Here is a 16,911-nt window from a genome sequence, read left to right as displayed (position 1 = left end):
TTAATATCTCAGTGAAGGTAACCGGAAAATGTATTCTTTATTTTTATTGTGATGCTTTATTCATAGCGCTAATGCCGTCGCGCAAAATAGCGATGCGATGGCTGACGTCAGCATTAGCATTTATTTCCAGTAATTTAATACCGGAGAATTTCAATGTTGCGGCGCTCGCCGCAGTAAACAGCGTTTTTACATGTTCAGTGGACATGAGACTGTCGGCGCAGAACGAAGAAAACGGCGCGTGCAGATCCTGCCATTCTCCGTACTCACCGCGAGGGGTCGTGCCCGAAAACATCAGTGCCCCCAGTTTCCCGGCAGCGAGTGCCGCCTGAACATGTTCCAGCGGAAGGGCGGTGTTGCGACCTTCGATGGCCGAACGTGCCCAGTTGATACAGACGCTGATATCGGTCTCTCTCACTACCTCCAGCACCTGCTCTAAGGGCAAGAACCCTTTACGCGGCGCCGGGCTATTCATCGCATCACAGTGTTCCAGCACCAGATCGCAGCCCCAGTCCCAGCTCGCGATTTCCCTTACCGAGCGGGAGAATGATTCTGTCGCTTGCTCGACAGAATCATTACCCGCCTGTGGTGCGGCCTGCATTTCCAGAGCGACCACTTTCCCGGGAAAGCGGGTGTTAACGGCATCAATCTTTTGATGCAGATGGCGGTAATATTCAATGCACGCTTTACGTTGTTCTTCGTCCGCGGACGCCAGGCCAAACGCGCCGTTGCTGCCGCGGCGGCGCATGGTTTCCATAACGGCTGTGACAACGATCTGCCAGTTGCCCGGCGTATGACGAAACAGCCATTCATCACCAAACGGATGGAGATTTTCAAGGCAAGGTTGTTCCAGCCCGCGAATATTTGGCGTGTCGGAAAGTTCCCGCCAGAAGGCGTGTTCTTCCTGCTCCCCTTTCTGGTGAAACGAGGGTGCGCAGGGGTACGCACCAATAATAAAACCGGTGTTGGTCATTTCGCATTCCTGTATTTATCAGAAAATTAATCTAATTCGCTGATGGCCACTTTCACCACAATTTTACGAATTGCGGATCCCTTGTTTTTAATACAGGCAGGACGGTGAACATCCTGCGGGAAAAATATGGCGTAACTGCCAGGTATCATTTCGATAAGCGACTCGTGTTCGCTGTCGTGATAAAAAATAATATCCCGTTGCTCCAGCAATGATTCGCTGATTTTGTTATTTCCGGTATCAATAGCAATACCGATTTTTTCTTCGCCCCAGGCCAAAAACTGGATATCCAGATAGCGGCGATGGACTTCAGGGCGGTTCTCGTGCTGTTCCTTTGTGGTGAGGTCGAGAACCTGGGCAAAAATGTTGCGGCCTTCAATTTCGATCACGCCCGGCGCCAGGGGGGTGAAATCCGTGGTACGCAGAAAATTAAGCGCCTTTTCAATCGCCAGCGGCAGGCGACATGGATTTGGCTGTGTAATATGTCCGAATATCATGACCCACTCCTTACAGAGACTGGATTTTCGCCCACACGCTGTCGTCAATCGTGATGCCGTTGCGGCGGTTCTCCTCCAGCAGGCGTGTGAACTCATGGCCTGGCAGACGGACGGCGACGTTTTCATCAGCGCGTTCTGCGGTGGTGATGAAGTCCATGATGCGCTGTAGTTTGGCATCGCGGGTTGGGCCGTCGATCAGGCGATTCACTTCGATGGCGATAAAGATCTGCGATACGCCGTATTCGTCGCTGTTGTCCTGGGTCACTTCCGCAACGGATGCGCCGTCAGAGAGCAAGGTGGCGATCATGTCGAGCACAATCGATAAGCCAGAACCTTTCCAGTAGCCCATGGGCAGAATGCGGCGGTTTTTCTCAATCACGCCCGGCTCTCTGGTTAGATTGCCCTCATCGTCAAAGCCGCCGTCGACCGGTAATTCGCGTCCGGCCATGCGATTCACCTCCAGCATGCCGTAGGAGAACATCGACATCGACATATCGACCATGGTGATTGGATTCGACGGAATGGCAACGATCAGGGGGTTTGTGCCGATGCAGCATTCTTTTGATCCCCACGCGGGCATCACGGCAATAGAGTTGGTCCAGCAGATGCCGATATAGCCTTTTTCCGCCGCCTGCCAGCCGTAGCTACCGCCGCGCATCCAGTGGTTAGCATTACGCAGCGCCACCACGCCGATCCCGTGATCGGACGCCAGCTCGGTAGCACGGTCCATCATCTTCTTCGCCGTCAGGTTGCCGATGGAACGCTGCGCATCCCACTGTTCGATGGCGCCTAATGTCGTTACGCGTTTCGGCTGGGCGTCAGGGAGGATGTCGCCTGCGTCAAGCTGCTGAATAAATCGCGGGAAGCGGTTGACGCCGTGTGAATAAACGCCGGACTCCGTGGTGCGGGCGAACATCTCAGCGCAGGCGTCTGCGGTATCCGCTTTTACACCGCGATCGAGCAGAACCCGATTGAACGCCGCTTTCAACTCTTCGAAGGTCACTTTCATCCCTGTTCTCCTGTTTTTTTAGGGGCAAGTGCGAGTGCTTTTTTATCGCTAAATTTCACTATGCGAAATCCGATTTCAAATATAGCGATCAAATTTTGTCAGATCAACGACATTCACGTTTTTCAAAATCGATTAAAATCAAATGGTTGTGTTTTTTCTGTTGAGATCGTGAACTAAACCACACTTTGCGCTACCATCAGGGCGCGATAAACAGGAGCCATTTGATGAGCATAAAAGAGAGCGAAATGACGCAAGAAAAAGAGAGGCCAGCAGGTAGCCAGAGCTTGTTTCGCGGCCTGATGCTGATTGAAATCCTCAGTAACTATCCGAACGGGTGTCCGCTTGCGCATTTATCAGAACTGGCGGGGCTGAATAAAAGCACCGTGCACCGGTTATTGCAGGGGTTGCAGTCGTGCGGGTACGTGACGCCGGCGCCGGCGGCAGGGAGCTATCGTCTGACCACCAAATTTATCGCCGTCGGGCAAAAGGCGCTTTCATCGCTCAATATTATTCACGTGGCGGCGCCGCACCTCGAGGCGCTGAACATTGCCACCGGCGAAACGGTCAACTTCTCCAGCCGTGAAGATGATCACGCGATCCTGATTTATAAGCTTGAGCCGACAACCGGTATGCTGCGCACGCGCGCATATATCGGCCAGCATATGCCGCTCTATTGTTCTGCGATGGGCAAAATCTATATGGCGTTTGGCCATCAGGATTACGTGGCGAGCTACTGGGAAAGCCACCATGAACAGATCCAACCTTTGACCCGCAACACCATCACCGAACTGAGCGCGATGTATGATGAGCTGGCGGAAATTCGCGATCACAGTATGGCGATGGATAAAGAAGAGAACGAGCTGGGTGTGTCATGTATCGCCGTGCCGGTCTTTGATATTCACGGGCGCGTGCCCTATGCCATCTCCATTTCGCTGTCGACGTCGCGCATGAAGCAGGTGGGCGAGAAAAACTTGTTAAAACCGCTGCGTGACACGGCGGAAGCTATCTCGAAAGAACTGGGGTTTAACGTGCGCGAGGCGTAACTGATGAACCGATTTATTCTGACGGATCCTGAAAAATGTATCGGGTGCCGCACCTGTGAGGTGGCGTGCATGATGTCGCATCAAAGCAGCGCCACGCCAGAAGCGTTTACGTCACGTATCCGCGTGGTTAAGGGGGGAACCTTCACCACAGCCGTGGGCTGCCACCAGTGTGAAGATGCGCCCTGCGCGAATGTCTGCCCGACGGGGGCCATTCACCGTGCTGCGGGAGCCTGGCTCGTTGAGCAGGCTCGCTGTATCGGCTGCAAAAGCTGTATGGTGGCGTGCCCGTTCGGGGCAATGCAGGTTCGGGTTGTGGGAGATCGCGTTCAGGCGCTGAAATGTGATTTGTGCATGCATCGCGAGGGCGGTCCCGCCTGCGTCGAAGCCTGTCCCACCCACGCGCTGCGCTGCATAGACCCCGCCAGACTACGCGCGGAACGGCTGCGTAATCTGGTCTGAGGTTTTATTAGCCGGCCTCGCGCCAGGCGTTCTCAATCTCTTCGGCGAGAATTTTCACACCCGCTTCGATTTTTTCCGGGTCCGGGACGTAGTTCATGCGCATGCACTGGTGCGTATGCGGCCACGGCTTATCCAGACCCGGGAAGAAGTAATCCCCCGGGACCATCAGCACGCCACGCTTTTTCAGACGCTGATAAAGCAGCTCTGTCGTAATGGGCAGATCCTTAAACCACAGCCACAGGAAAATTGCCCCTTCCGGTTTATGGATCAGGCAGCGTTCCTCCGGTAAGTAGCGGCGAAGGATGGCGATAGTTTCCTGAACGCGCTGAGAGTAAAACGGCTTGATCACCTCATTTGACAGGCGCAGCAGGTCGTTACGCCTGATCATCTCGCACATCATCGCCGGGCCGATGCCGCCAGGGGAAAGGCTGATAATGCCGTTCATGTTGGTAATGGCGGTGATGATTTTCTCGTTAGCAATGATAATGCCGCAGCGGCTGCCCGGCAGGCCCAGCTTGGAGAGGCTCATGCAGAGGATGATGTTCGGGTTCCACAGCGGACGCGCTTCGCTGAAGATGATCCCCGGGAACGGTACGCCATAGGCGTTATCGATCACCAGCGGGATGCCGTGCTGATTCGCCAGCGCATCCAGCTTCATCAGCTCGTCGTCGGTGATCACGTTCCCCGTCGGGTTGGTGGGACGAGATACGCAGATCATGCCCGTCTCTTCACCGATATGCAGATGTTCAAAATCGACGTGATATTTGAACTGGCCCTCTGGCAACAACTCGATATTCGGACGTGCGGAAACAAACAGGTCTTCTTCGAGGCCGGCATCGGCATAGCCGATATACTCCGGTGCCAGCGGGAACAGCACTTTTTTCGTGGTGCCGTCGGCGCGGCGTCCGGCGAACAGATTGAATAAGTAGAAAAACGCGCTCTGACTGCCGTTTGTCAGTGCAATGTTCTGTGGTTCGATATCCCAACCCAGCGCTTCCCGCAGCATTGCCGCCAGAAGCGTCAGTAGTTCTGTTTTACCCTGAGGGCCGTCGTAATTACATAGCGCATCGGTTGCTTTACCGTTTTCCAGCATGTCTGCCAGCAGCGTCTGGAAGTAGGTGTTCATCTCCGGAATTTGAGCCGGGTTTCCGCCGCCAAGCATGATAGCGCCTGGGGTGCGCAGCCCGTCGTTGAGGTCCTCCATCAGGCGGGTAATGCCTGAATGGCGGGTAAATTTGTCGCCGAATTGTGAAAACGTCATAGCAGGTGATCTGTCGGGCTTAATATGAAAGGCAGTAACCATAACGCCAGCACCGTGTTGGTGCAAATCGGCGGATGTGGTCGGATTTGTTGTTTTGTATGGTGGAGAGGGATTATTGCAGTGAATCGTTCTGATGAATGTCTCCCTCACCCCGACCCTCTCCCCAAAGGGGCGAGGGTGAAAGACCGCACCGTGCAATCCCCTTGCCCCTTAGGGGAGAGGATTAGGGTGAGGGGGCAGTTCTACTGATTACCCGCCCACACCACCATCACCTTATCGCCCTTGTGCTCGCGCACAAAGCCGTAGCCTTCTTTCACTGACAGCGTTGTTTGCTTGCCTTCACCCACAGCCGGATGACGGGCGCGGAACTGCCCCAGAAGCTGCCAGTGGGCGACAGTTAACGCCTGTTTACCCGTGACGTCCTGCCAGTTCATATCCGAACGGGTTCCCTGTAGCGGATCGGAGCCCGTCGGACCAAATGGACGCTCTGATTCATCGCCGTAATAGATCTGCACGCTTCCCGGCGCCAGCAGCAGTAACTCAGCGGCGCGCTGGCCCCCTTCACGGAACAGACGCGTATCGTGGGAGGAGAGATAGCTCAGCACATTAAAACTTTGCAGCTTTTCTGCCATTTGCTGCCAGGTCAAATCCATATCTGCCAGACAGTCCACTGCTTTCGCCGCCTGCTCCTGATAGTCAAAGTTGATCATCGCATCGAAGCCGTGGCGGTAATAATCGCTCTGCATCACGCCGTGGCCCCAGGATTCACCGGTCATCCAGAACGGCGCATCGTCGAGTTTTTTGTCCGGGTTGGCGGCCTTCCACGCGGCCAGCGCCTGGCTGGCCTGGTCTTTCAGTTGCTGCCAGGCTTCATGCTCAACGTGTTTGGCGGTATCGACCCGGAAACCGTCGATGCCGTAGTCACGCACCCACTGGCTAAGCCAGTGGGTCAGGTAATCTCGCGGCGTGAAATTCGTCATCACTTTCGCGTTGGTGTCGGGCTTGTGTTGATAAAAGTTCGGCAAACCTGACGGGGTTTTTGATTCCGTTTTCAGATCCGGCAGGAAGGCCAGGGACATGGTCAAGTCGTCAAAGCCCGGGTTGTCGTAATCACCGATATCGGTACGGATCCATTTTTTACCCCACCATTTTTCCCATGCGGCTTTGTCACTGAAGTTGATGTAATCGTTGAAGCTGTGCCAGCTTTGACCCGCGCCTGGCTTCCAGTCAGTCCAGCGTTCGCCGAGCGTTTTTTTCAGCTCATCTCCCTGTAAATAGAGTGCGCCAAACTGATATTGCTGCATATCTGCAAGCGTCGCATAGCCCGCGTGGTTCATGACAACGTCAAACAGGACGCGGATACCGCGCCTGTGCGCGTCGTCGACAAGCTGGCGTAAATCATCTTCGTTGCCCATGTTGGCGTCGAGTTTCGTCCAGTCCTGGGTGTAATAACCGTGATACGCGTAGTGGGGGAAATCCCCTTTGGTGCCGCCGCCAACCCAGCCGTGGATCTGCTCCAGCGGGGAGCTTATCCAGAGCGCATTCACGCCCAGTTGCTGAAGGTAATCCAGTTTGCTGGTAAGCCCTTTCAGATCGCCGCCGTGGAAAGTACCTATCTCCTGCATACCATCTTTATGGCGGCCATAGCTGTTGTCGTTGGTGGGGTCGCCATTCACGAAGCGATCGGTCAGCACGAAATAGACGGTGGCGTTTTGCCAGCTGAACGGCGCGGGTTTGTCCGTTTCGGCGCGCTCAAGCAGCAGCAGGCCATTGCTGTTGGCGGCTGGCTGAAGAGTCACTTTGCCATTTTGAACGGTCGCGGTCTGTTTGCTGTAAAAATCACGCACCACCGTGCCTTCCGGGAACGTGTTAACGACGTCGATCGTGAGCGGTTTGCCGTCCCACTTCGGGCACTGGCGGGTAACGTTTGCGACAGGCTGTGGCGCCGCACTTTGTACCGTCAGCATCAGCGTCGGCGTTCCAGAGCGCGTATCAATACGCATCTGATAAACGCCGTCACGGAATAATCGCCACTGCGGTGGCGTGCCTTCGCACGGTTTGAGCGACAGCATCTCGTTGAGCTTAATGGCCTTTGTCGGCTGCCAGCACGCGTTGTCAAGACTCAACGTCAGTGGACGGGTACCCTTCGCAAGCGTTGCCTGGCTGGTAAAGACGCCGGTACCTTCAGCGTTGAATGCGTCAAATCCCGGCGATGACCAGTCGGCATGCGCGAATGCGGGTAACATCAGAACAGCTAATGCAGTGCGTTTCATTCCATTTTCCTGTCGCGGCATTTTTGACCAGTGTGCCATTCGGCTCAGGGGAAAAACTCCTCCTCTGAGGCTTTCTGCCGGGAGGACGCGTAGGGATGAGTGATCCCGCGCAAAATTAGGCAGTTATCTGCGATATCGCGCACATTTTTCCAGTGTTGGTGCTTTAATGAGCATGTTCCGGATGACATAGTTTCGGAATTGGACTATTTATAGACGTGCTCTTGAAGACTATTTTTGGTACGATTTGAGATTCCGCTCTCAAATTTTGAAGAAAATAAGGTGTTGGAATGCTTATATCCGACCAGGAGACCTAATGATATCGACTCCCATTCGACGATATGGGGCCGCGATACTCATGTTACTCACCATGGCATTTTCAGGTGAGGTGCTTGCAAAGACGCACACGGATACAACGAGTAAGAAAGCCCACGTAATAAAGACGACAAGCAGTAAGGTTAGCAGTAAACAAGAGTATTCTCGCAATAGTGCAAAGAGTAGTTCACTTCCTGATTTGCGAAAATACCCTTCCGGGACACCAAGGAAAAAAGCGTTTCTCCGGACGGTAATGCCTTACATTAAAAGTCAAAATGCCGCGATTACTGCGGATCGTAACTGGCTGATCGCCAAACAGTACGATAGCCGCTGGTCGCCGTCTGAGCGCACTCGCCTGAAAGACATCGCCAAACGCTATAAAGTGAAGTGGAGCGGGAACACGCGTCGTGTGCCGTGGAACACTCTGTTAGAGCGTGTGGACATTATTCCAGGCAGTATGGTCGCGACAATGGCCGCCGCCGAAAGCGGTTGGGGCACCTCGAAGCTGGCGCGCAACAACAACAATCTGTTTGGCATGAAATGCGCAAAAGGTCGTTGTACTAATGCACCCGGCAAGGTGAAGGGCTATTCACAGTTTGAATCGGTGAAAGATTCCGTGAATGCCTATGTGGTGAATCTGAACACCCACCCGGCCTACTCTTCGTTCCGTAAGTCACGCGCGCAGCTGCGTAAGGCGGATCAGGAAGTGACGGCCACGGCGATGATCCACAAGCTGAAAGGTTATTCCACCCAGGGACAGCGCTACAACAACTACCTGTTCTCCATGTACCAGGATAACCAGCGTCTGATTGCCGCACATATGTAATAAAAAACGCCTTCCACTGGAAGGCGTTCTTTTTTCTAGAGCAGGACTTCACTGTACCGTTCCCGGTACTCCTTCGGCGTGGTGTCATACTCTTTCCTGAATACCGAATAGAAATACTGAAGCGACGGGTAGCCGCACATCTGTGAAATCTCGTTGATCGACAGCGAGGTGGAGATCAGCAGACTTCGCGCTTTCTCCAGCTTTTCCGCATGGATCACGGCGTGGATCGTCTCACCGACTTCCTCTTTAAACCGCTTCTCCAGATTCGAACGTGAAATGCCGACCGAATCCAGCACCTGATCGACCTTAATCCCTTTGCAGGCATGATTGCGAATGTAGTGCATCGCCTGAATCACGGCCGGATCGTTTAAGGAACGGTAGTCAGTTGAGCGACGCTCGACCACGCGAACGGGCGGAACCAGCAGACGCTGGAGCGGCAGGGATTCGTTGTCTAACAGTCGGTGCAGCAGCTTCGCGGCCTGATAGCCCATCTGACGGGTACCCTGCGCCACGGATGAGAGCGCCACGCGCGACAGATAGCGTGTAAGCTCTTCGTTATCAATACCAATCACGCACAGCTTTTCAGGCACAGGAATATGCAAATGTTCGCACACCTGTAATACGTGGCGGGCGCGGGCGTCCGTCACGGCGATAATCCCTGTCTGGGGCGGCAGTGTTTGCAGCCAGTCAGCCAGGCGATTCTGTGCGTGCTGCCAGTTTTCTGGCGCGGTTTCCAGCCCCTGATAAACGACGCCGCGATACTTCTCCTGGGCAACCAGCTGGCAGAAGGCATACTCACGCTCCATCGCCCAGCGCTTTCCGCTGGTGGCGGGCAATCCGTAAAACGCAAAACGATGGACGCCTTTCTCCTTTAAATGGAGGAAGGCGGTCTCAACCAGGGCATGGTTATCCGTGGCGATGTAGTGAACGGGGGGGTAATGTTCCGCTGAATGGTAAGAGCCGCCAACGCCCACGATAGGTACGTCGACGCCACTCAGCAACTGTTCAATCACGGGGTCGTCAAAGTCAGCGATAACCCCGTCTCCCAGCCAGTCTTTGATGTTCTCCAGACGGGTACGGAAATCTTCTTCGATGAAAATATCCCATTCGGATTGCGACGCCTGCAAATATTCACCAACCCCCTCAACCACCTGACGGTCATAGGCTTTGTTGGCATTGAATAACAACGTAATGCGGTGACGCTTTTCAAACATGGCTCACTTTCCCAAATTAGTCACGATACGGTTCTCAGGCGCGCCGCTTGGTGGCAGAGTCCATCCAGACTGCCAGCAAAAGAATGGCCCCTTTGACGATATACTGCCAAAACGTCGGCACGTCCATCATACTCATCCCGTTATCCAGCGAAGCCATAATAAATGCGCCCATCACCGCACCCGCCACGCTGCCAATGCCTCCGGCGAGGCTGGTCCCGCCAATCACGCAGGCGGCGATGGCGTCCAGCTCGGCAATATTACCGGCAGACGGGGAACCCGCACCCAGACGTGAGCTGAGGATCAGCCCCGCGATGGCTACCATCAGGCCGTTGATGGCAAAGACGGCGAGTTTGGTGCGCTCGACGTTGATACCAGATAAACGCGCGGCTTCAAGATTGCCGCCGATAGCATAAATACGGCGACCGAATGCGGTACGTGTGGCCATAAACATCCCACCTAACAGCAACAGCGCCAGCAGCAGAACGGGCGTTGGGACACCGCGATAATCGTTTAGCAGCCAGATGGCCCCCAGCACAATCACCGCAGTAAGCGCCTGACGGCCGACAACCGAGGTTGAGGCAGGCGAGGCCAGCCCCAGCGCCTGGCGACGCATGCGTCCTCGCCATTGCCACGCGACAAACGCCATCAGCCCAACCACGCCGATCGTAAAACCGACGCCATCAGAGAGGTAGCTTTGGCCAATCTGGGACATCGAGGCGCTGGTCGGGGAGACGGTAGTGCCGTTGGTGATCCCAATCAGAATACCGCGGAAGGCCAGCATCCCTGCTAAGGTGACAATAAACGACGGGACTTTACGGTAGGCCACCCACCAGCCGTTCCACGCACCTAGCAGCAGACCCAGTACCAGCGTGACCGCAATCGTCAGCGGCAGCGGCCAGCCGAGCCAGACGTCAAAAATTGCCGCCACGCCGCCGAGCAGACCCATCATCGACCCTACCGACAGGTCAATTTCCGCTGAGATAATCACAAAGACCATCCCCACCGCCAGGATCCCGGTGATGGCGGTCTGACGCAGCAGGTTAGAGACGTTACGTGCGCTCAAATAGGAGCCATCGGTCATCCAGGTAAAGAACAACATGATGACGATAATGGCGGCAATCATTACAAAAACTTGCAGATTCAGCGATTTAAGTCCTGCGAACGCACCGGGCGTCGGAACAGCGACTTTGATATCAGACGGGTTGCTTTTCGACATGGCGTTCGCTCCTTAAGGCAGCTTCCATCACCTGCTCTTGCGTCAGGTTCTGGTTGTTCAGGTTGGCTTTGAGTTTCCCTTCATGCATGACCAGCACGCGGTCGCTCAGCCCCAGCACTTCAGGCAATTCGGACGAGATAACAATGACGGCAATCCCTTGCTGCACAAGCTGGTTGATCAGCTTGTAGATTTCATACTTCGCGCCGATATCGATCCCGCGCGTGGGTTCGTCCAGAATTAAAATGCGCGGATTAAGCAACAGGCAGCGCGCCAGAATCGCTTTCTGCTGGTTGCCGCCGCTCAGGCGACCTATCGCCAGTTCCGGCGAGGAGGTTTTCACCTTGAGCCTGGCAAGTGACTGAAGAATACACTGCTGTTCTGCGGCATCATCCAGGCTGCTCAGCGCGCCGGAAAACTGGCTGAGCGCCGCCAGCGTGATATTTTTTCCCACCGCCATGACCGGCACGATGCCGTCTTTTTTGCGGTCTTCGGGCACCATGGCAATGCCTTTGGCAATGGCCTGCTGGCAGTTGTCGATTTTTACCGGCTGACCGTCGATATAAATTTTGCCTTCCCAGCGCCCCGGCCAGACGCCAAACAGACACTGCACGGCCTCGGTTCTTCCCGCACCCACTAAACCCGCAATACCGAGAATTTCGCCACGGTGCAGCGAGAAGGAGAGGTTATCCACGCGCTTGATGTGGCGGTTAACGGGATGCCACGCCGTCAGGTTTTCCACGCGCAGGAGTTCTTCGCCTATGGTGTGTGGTTCGTTGGGATACAGTGCGGTGAGTTCGCGACCCACCATCATGGTGATGATGTCATCTTCGCTCATGCCTTCTGCTTCACGCGTGCCAATGTGCTGCCCGTCGCGGATGACGCAGATGGTGTCGGAAATAGCTTTCACCTCATTGAGCTTGTGCGAAATATAGATGCAGGCGATACCGTGGTTTTGCAGATCGCGGATGATATTGAGCAGAACGGCGGTTTCCTGTTCGGTGAGCGAGGCGGTTGGCTCGTCGAGGATCAGCAGGCGTACCTGTTTATTTAGCGCCTTGGCGATCTCCACCAGCTGCTGCTGGCCCAAACCTAAGTCGCCCACGCGCGTATCCGGTGAGATAGCGAGACTCACCTGGGCCAGCAGTTTTTCGCAGCGCAGCGTCATGGTGTCGTAATCCAGTACGCCGTGGCGCGAGAGTTCGGCCCCAAGAAAGATATTTTCCAGCACGGTAAGGTGCTTCACCAGTGCCAGCTCCTGGTGAATGATAGCGATGCCTTTACGTTCGGTATCACGAATGTGCGTGGCCTGAAGCACCTCACCGGCAAAGACGATTTCGCCCTCGTAGCTGCCGTGCGGATAGATCCCGCACAGCACCTTCATCAGCGTGGATTTCCCCGAGCCGTTTTCGCCGCACAGCGACATCACTTCGCCGGGGTTCAGCCGCAGGCTTACGTTGTCGACCGCTTTCACCGCTCCGAAGGCTTTGGTGATGCTTTTCATTTCAAGTAAATAAGACATAACTGCTCCGCATAGCCCGACAGATGAACAGGGCAGGTCGATGCGCCCCCGCCGGGCAGGGGCTGCGCTGGATTACAGTTCACTCTTCTTATGGAAACCGTCTTTCACCACCGTGGCGTCAATATTCTCTTTGTTGACTTCGATAGGGGTAAGCAGGCGAGCTGGCACGTCTTTCAGGCCGTTATTTAACGTCGCGTCTGCTTTAGGTTGCTGGCCATTTCCCAGCTCAACGGCAATTTCGGCGGCCGTATTGGCAAGCTCGGTAATGGGCTTATAGACCGTCATAGTCTGGGTACCCGCGATAATGCGTTTTACACCCGCAAGGTCGGCGTCCTGTCCGGAAATAGCGACTTTCCCGGCCAGACCCTGCGCGCTCAGCGCCTGAATGGCGCCCCCCGCAGTGGCGTCGTTAGAGGCCACCACTGCATCGATTTTGTTGTTATTTGCGGTCAACGCGTTTTCCATAATTTTCAGCGCGTTTTCCGGTAACCAGCCGTCAGCCCACTGATCGCCGACGACTTTAATTTTGCCCTCGTCGATATACGGCTTCAGCACTTTCATTTGTCCCTGACGGAACAGTTTGGCGTTGTTATCCACAGGCGAGCCGCCCATCAGGAAATAATTCCCTTGAGGCACTTTTGCGATCAAGCTTTTAGCCTGTAATTCACCCACCTTTTCATTGTCGAACGAAATATAATAATCAATATCCGCATTATTAATCATGCGGTCATAAGCCAGGACTTTTATGCCTTCCTGTTTTGCTTCTTTCACCACGTTGCTTAATACCTGGCCGTTATACGGGATAATGACCAGCACATCGACGCCACGGTTGATCATATTCTCAATTTGCGACATTTGCGTCTCTTCGTTGCCGTTAGCGGACTGAACGAACACCTCCGCACCGAGAGATTCCGCTTTTTTAACAAAGATATCGCGATCTTTTTGCCAGCGCTCCAGGCGTAAGTCATCAATCGCCATGCCGATTTTGACCTCTTTGGCGTGGCCGGCAAAGCTTGCAAGCAGGAGAGTAGTGCAGAGCGTTAGGGTCAGGTTCTTTATCTTCATAATTATTAGGCCTTTTTGTAGGGGTATGTGTAGCTGAGATAAAAGAAACATTCACTGCTGAGACGCAGCAAATTTTTAACGTGGAAAGGCCTGCTGGCAATTACAGATTTTTATCTTCTCATTACGATATTTGGTTTATTTCTGAATTTATGACCGCGATCGGATTTTAAAAAGCGTAACCTATTAATTACATTTGATTCTGGAATGCGCGCCGAAAAATAGTTTGTCTGCACATTATTTTGCGAGCCAGCGCACAATTGCGCATTCTCTCAATAGCAGTGTGAAATAACGTAATTGAGCAACCTCCAATGTCTATTCACTATTACTCCAGAAGCAAGACCACGCCGCATACCCTGATTATGGAGCTCAATATGCAAGCTTATTTCGACCAACTCGATCGCGTTCGTTTCGAAGGCACGAAAACGACCAATCCTTTAGCATTTCGTCACTACAACCCGGATGAGCTGGTGCTGGGTAAGCGCATGGAAGATCACTTGCGCTTTGCCGCCTGCTACTGGCACACCTTCTGCTGGAACGGTGCCGATATGTTCGGCGTGGGCTCTTTTGACCGCCCATGGCAACAGCCGGGCGAGGCCATTGAGCTGGCGAAGCGTAAAGCCGACGTCGCGTTCGAGTTCTTCCATAAGCTGAACGTACCGTACTACTGTTTCCACGATGTGGACGTGTCGCCGGAAGGGGCATCCCTGAAAGAGTATCTGAACAATTTTGCGCAGATGGTCGACGTGCTGGCTGAAAAACAGCAGCAAAGCGGCGTGAAGCTGCTCTGGGGTACGGCTAACTGCTTTACCAACCCTCGCTATGGCGCGGGCGCGGCAACCAACCCGGACCCGGAAGTCTTCAGCTGGGCGGCAACCCAGGTCGTGACTGCGATGAACGCCACGCATCAGCTGGGCGGTGAGAACTACGTTCTCTGGGGCGGTCGTGAAGGCTATGAAACGCTGCTGAATACTGACCTGCGCCAGGAGCGTGAGCAGATTGGCCGCTTTATGCAGATGGTTGTGGACCACAAGCACAAAATCGGCTTCCGCGGTACGCTGCTGATTGAGCCAAAACCACAGGAGCCAACCAAGCATCAGTACGACTACGATGTCGCCACCGTGTATGGCTTCCTGAAGCAGTTTGGTCTGGAAAAAGAGATCAAAGTGAACATTGAGGCTAACCACGCCACGCTGGCGGGCCACTCGTTCCATCACGAAATCGCCTCTGCGATTGCGCTGGGCATCTTCGGATCGGTGGATGCGAACCGCGGCGATCCGCAGCTGGGCTGGGATACCGACCAGTTCCCGAACAGCGTCGAAGAGAATGCGCTGGTGATGTACGAAATCATCAAAGCGGGCGGTTTCACCACCGGCGGCCTGAACTTCGACGCCAAAGTGCGTCGCCAGAGCACCGACAAATACGATCTGTTCTACGGGCATATTGGCGCGATGGACACCATGGCGCTGGCGCTGAAGGTGGCGGCCCGTATGATTGAAGACGGTGAGCTGGATAAGCGCGTGGCGAAGCGCTACAGCGGCTGGAACAGTGAGCTGGGCCAGCAAATTTTGAAAGGTCAGTTATCGCTTGCGGAGATCGCGAAGTACGCTGAACAGCATCAGTTGGCACCGCAGCATCAGAGCGGCCATCAGGAACTGCTGGAAAACCTGGTCAATCACTACCTGTTCGATAAATAACAGCATTCATGCCCGGTAAGCGCAGCGCCACCGGGCATTTCTGTCAAAGGAGTCACCACATGTATATCGGGATCGATCTTGGCACGTCGGGGGTGAAAGCCATCCTGTTAAGCGAGCAGGGCGATGTGTTAGCCACGCAGACTGAAAAGTTGCAGGTTTCACGCCCGCAGCCACTTTGGTCGGAACAAGATCCGGAGCAGTGGTGGCAGGCGACGGACCGCGCGATGAAAGCCTTAGGTGAGCAGCACAGCCTGCGCGACGTAAAAGCGCTGGGCATTGCCGGGCAAATGCATGGCGCCACGCTGCTGGATAGCCAGCATCGCGTTCTGCGCCCGGCTATTCTCTGGAACGATGGCCGCTGTGCGGAAGAGTGCGCGATCCTTGAGGAGCGTGTGCCTGCGTCCCGCGAGATTACGGGCAACCTGATGATGCCCGGTTTTACCGCGCCAAAACTCCTGTGGGTGCAGCGCCATGAGCCTGAGATTTTTCGTCAGGTGGCGAAGGTTCTGTTGCCGAAAGACTACCTGCGTTTTCGCATGACGGGGGATTTTGCCAGCGACATGTCTGACGCCGCGGGCACGATGTGGCTCGACGTGGCGAAACGGGACTGGAGCGAAGCGATGCTGGATGCCTGCCAGCTGACGCGCGATCATATGCCTGCGCTGTTTGAAGGCAGTGATATCACGGGCGCTTTGCAGCCTTCTGTTGCTGAACGCTGGAATATGCCAGCCGTACCTGTCGTTGCCGGCGGTGGCGATAATGCGGCGGGTGCGGTCGGCGTGGGGATGGTGGAGACAGGACAGGCCATGCTCTCGCTCGGCACTTCCGGCGTCTATTTTGCCGTCAGTGACGGCTATCGTAGTAACCCTGAAAGCGCCGTACACAGCTTCTGCCACGCGTTGCCGGGTAAATGGCATTTGATGTCGGTGATGCTGAGCGCGGCTTCCTGCCTCGACTGGGCGGCAAAGCTGACCGGAATGGCGGACGTCCCGGCGCTTATCGCAGCGGCACAGCAGGCGGATGATACTGCCGGTGCGGTCTGGTTTTTACCGTACCTTTCCGGCGAGCGGACGCCGCATAACAACCCGGAAGCGAAAGGGGTCTTCTTCGGCCTTACCCATCAGCACGGCCCGGCAGAGCTGGCACGCGCGGTGCTTGAAGGGGTCGGCTATGCGCTGGCGGACGGCATGGATGTCGTGCATGACTGTGGCCTGACGCCATCCAGCATTACGTTAATTGGCGGCGGGGCACGAAGCAGCTACTGGCGGCAGATGCTTTCCGATATCAGCGGGTTGCAGCTGGACTATCGTACTGGGGGAGATGTTGGTCCGGCGCTCGGTGCGGCACGGCTGGCGCAAATTGCGCTGAACCGGGATAAACCACTGCCCCAGCTTTTGCCCCAGCTGCCGCTTGAACAGCAGCATCGTCCTGATGCGAAAAATCATGCTCGCTACGCTGAAAGACGAGACGTTTTCCGCAAAATCTATCAGCAGCTTTTACCGCTAATGTCATAAACAGGAGCCGGGTGGCGCTAACGTTTACCCGGCCTGCCAGCC

Annotated in this window: 14 protein-coding genes; 5 read left to right on the top strand and 9 right to left on the bottom strand. The window is 55.0% G+C overall.

Features of this window, described 5'->3' with window-relative positions:
* Positions 1–43: 43 nt before the first annotated feature.
* From BFV65_RS20500 to yiaK, 3 genes are read right to left on the bottom strand one after another with little or no spacing between them, the layout of a single operon-like run.
* On the bottom strand, positions 44–970 hold the full coding sequence (locus BFV65_RS20500; RefSeq protein ID WP_069597045.1) for a DUF4862 family protein: 927 nt from the start codon (positions 968–970) through the stop codon (positions 44–46).
* 26 nt (positions 971–996) lie between these two features.
* Positions 997–1,464 (bottom strand): YhcH/YjgK/YiaL family protein, encoded by a 468-nt coding sequence (locus BFV65_RS20495; protein WP_069597044.1) that lies wholly within the window; start codon positions 1,462–1,464, stop codon positions 997–999.
* A 10-nt stretch (positions 1,465–1,474) separates the two neighbouring features.
* Positions 1,475–2,473: a 3-dehydro-L-gulonate 2-dehydrogenase gene (yiaK, locus tag BFV65_RS20490; protein ID WP_069597043.1), complete on the bottom strand. Its 999-nt coding sequence runs from the start codon at positions 2,471–2,473 to the stop codon at positions 1,475–1,477.
* 224 nt (positions 2,474–2,697) lie between these two features.
* Here yiaK and yiaJ point away from each other — a divergent pair, with 224 nt between their 5' ends.
* Positions 2,698–3,516 (top strand): IclR family transcriptional regulator YiaJ, encoded by an 819-nt coding sequence (gene yiaJ / locus BFV65_RS20485; protein ID WP_047056581.1) that lies wholly within the window; start codon positions 2,698–2,700, stop codon positions 3,514–3,516.
* A gap of 3 nt (positions 3,517–3,519) precedes the next feature.
* Positions 3,520–3,975, top strand: coding sequence for a 4Fe-4S dicluster domain-containing protein (locus tag BFV65_RS20480; protein ID WP_058646381.1), 456 nt, complete (start codon positions 3,520–3,522; stop codon positions 3,973–3,975).
* 7 nt (positions 3,976–3,982) lie between these two features.
* Here the strand turns inward: BFV65_RS20480 and avtA are convergent, their stop codons facing one another.
* Both avtA and BFV65_RS20470 read right to left on the bottom strand, forming a co-directional pair.
* Positions 3,983–5,236: a valine--pyruvate transaminase gene (gene avtA, locus BFV65_RS20475; RefSeq protein WP_023298856.1), complete on the bottom strand. Its 1,254-nt coding sequence runs from the start codon at positions 5,234–5,236 to the stop codon at positions 3,983–3,985.
* A gap of 242 nt (positions 5,237–5,478) precedes the next feature.
* Entirely contained in the window at positions 5,479–7,509 is a 2,031-nt protein-coding gene (locus BFV65_RS20470) for an alpha-amylase (protein ID WP_069597042.1), read from the bottom strand.
* 313 nt (positions 7,510–7,822) lie between these two features.
* Here BFV65_RS20470 and BFV65_RS20465 point away from each other — a divergent pair, with 313 nt between their 5' ends.
* Positions 7,823–8,647, top strand: a complete 825-nt coding sequence (locus BFV65_RS20465; RefSeq protein WP_022649749.1) for a protein bax — start codon at positions 7,823–7,825, stop codon at positions 8,645–8,647.
* A 35-nt stretch (positions 8,648–8,682) separates the two neighbouring features.
* Here BFV65_RS20465 and xylR read toward each other — a convergent pair whose 3' ends face one another.
* The 4 genes from xylR to xylF form a co-directional block, all read right to left on the bottom strand.
* Positions 8,683–9,861: a D-xylose utilization transcriptional activator XylR gene (gene xylR / locus BFV65_RS20460; protein ID WP_038416899.1), complete on the bottom strand. Its 1,179-nt coding sequence runs from the start codon at positions 9,859–9,861 to the stop codon at positions 8,683–8,685.
* A 34-nt stretch (positions 9,862–9,895) separates the two neighbouring features.
* Positions 9,896–11,077 carry a xylose ABC transporter permease XylH gene (gene xylH / locus BFV65_RS20455; RefSeq protein ID WP_003860151.1) on the bottom strand — a complete coding sequence of 394 codons (1,182 nt, stop codon included), beginning with the start codon at positions 11,075–11,077 and terminating at the stop codon, positions 9,896–9,898.
* Positions 11,055–12,596, bottom strand: coding sequence for a xylose ABC transporter ATP-binding protein (locus BFV65_RS20450; protein WP_015572746.1), 1,542 nt, complete (start codon positions 12,594–12,596; stop codon positions 11,055–11,057). Before BFV65_RS20450 ends, xylH begins: the two co-directional genes overlap by 23 nt.
* A 72-nt stretch (positions 12,597–12,668) precedes the next feature.
* Complete coding sequence (gene xylF, locus BFV65_RS20445) at positions 12,669–13,661, bottom strand: D-xylose ABC transporter substrate-binding protein (protein ID WP_022649746.1); 993 nt, start codon at positions 13,659–13,661, stop codon at positions 12,669–12,671.
* Between the two features lie 371 nt (positions 13,662–14,032).
* Between xylF and xylA the strand changes: the two genes are divergently transcribed.
* Positions 14,033–15,355: a xylose isomerase gene (xylA, locus tag BFV65_RS20440; RefSeq protein ID WP_026080557.1), complete on the top strand. Its 1,323-nt coding sequence runs from the start codon at positions 14,033–14,035 to the stop codon at positions 15,353–15,355.
* Positions 15,356–15,414: 59 nt separating this feature from the next.
* Complete coding sequence (xylB, locus tag BFV65_RS20435; RefSeq protein ID WP_022649744.1) at positions 15,415–16,869, top strand: xylulokinase; 1,455 nt, start codon at positions 15,415–15,417, stop codon at positions 16,867–16,869.
* The last annotated feature ends 42 nt before the right edge of the window (positions 16,870–16,911 follow it).

Origin of the sequence: Enterobacter hormaechei subsp. hoffmannii (genome assembly GCF_001729745.1) — a bacterium.
Lineage (GTDB): Bacteria > Pseudomonadota > Gammaproteobacteria > Enterobacterales > Enterobacteriaceae > Enterobacter > Enterobacter intestinihominis.
The sequence above is the reverse complement of the archived record's forward strand: the minus strand, read 5'-3'. Positions and strand labels throughout refer to the sequence as shown.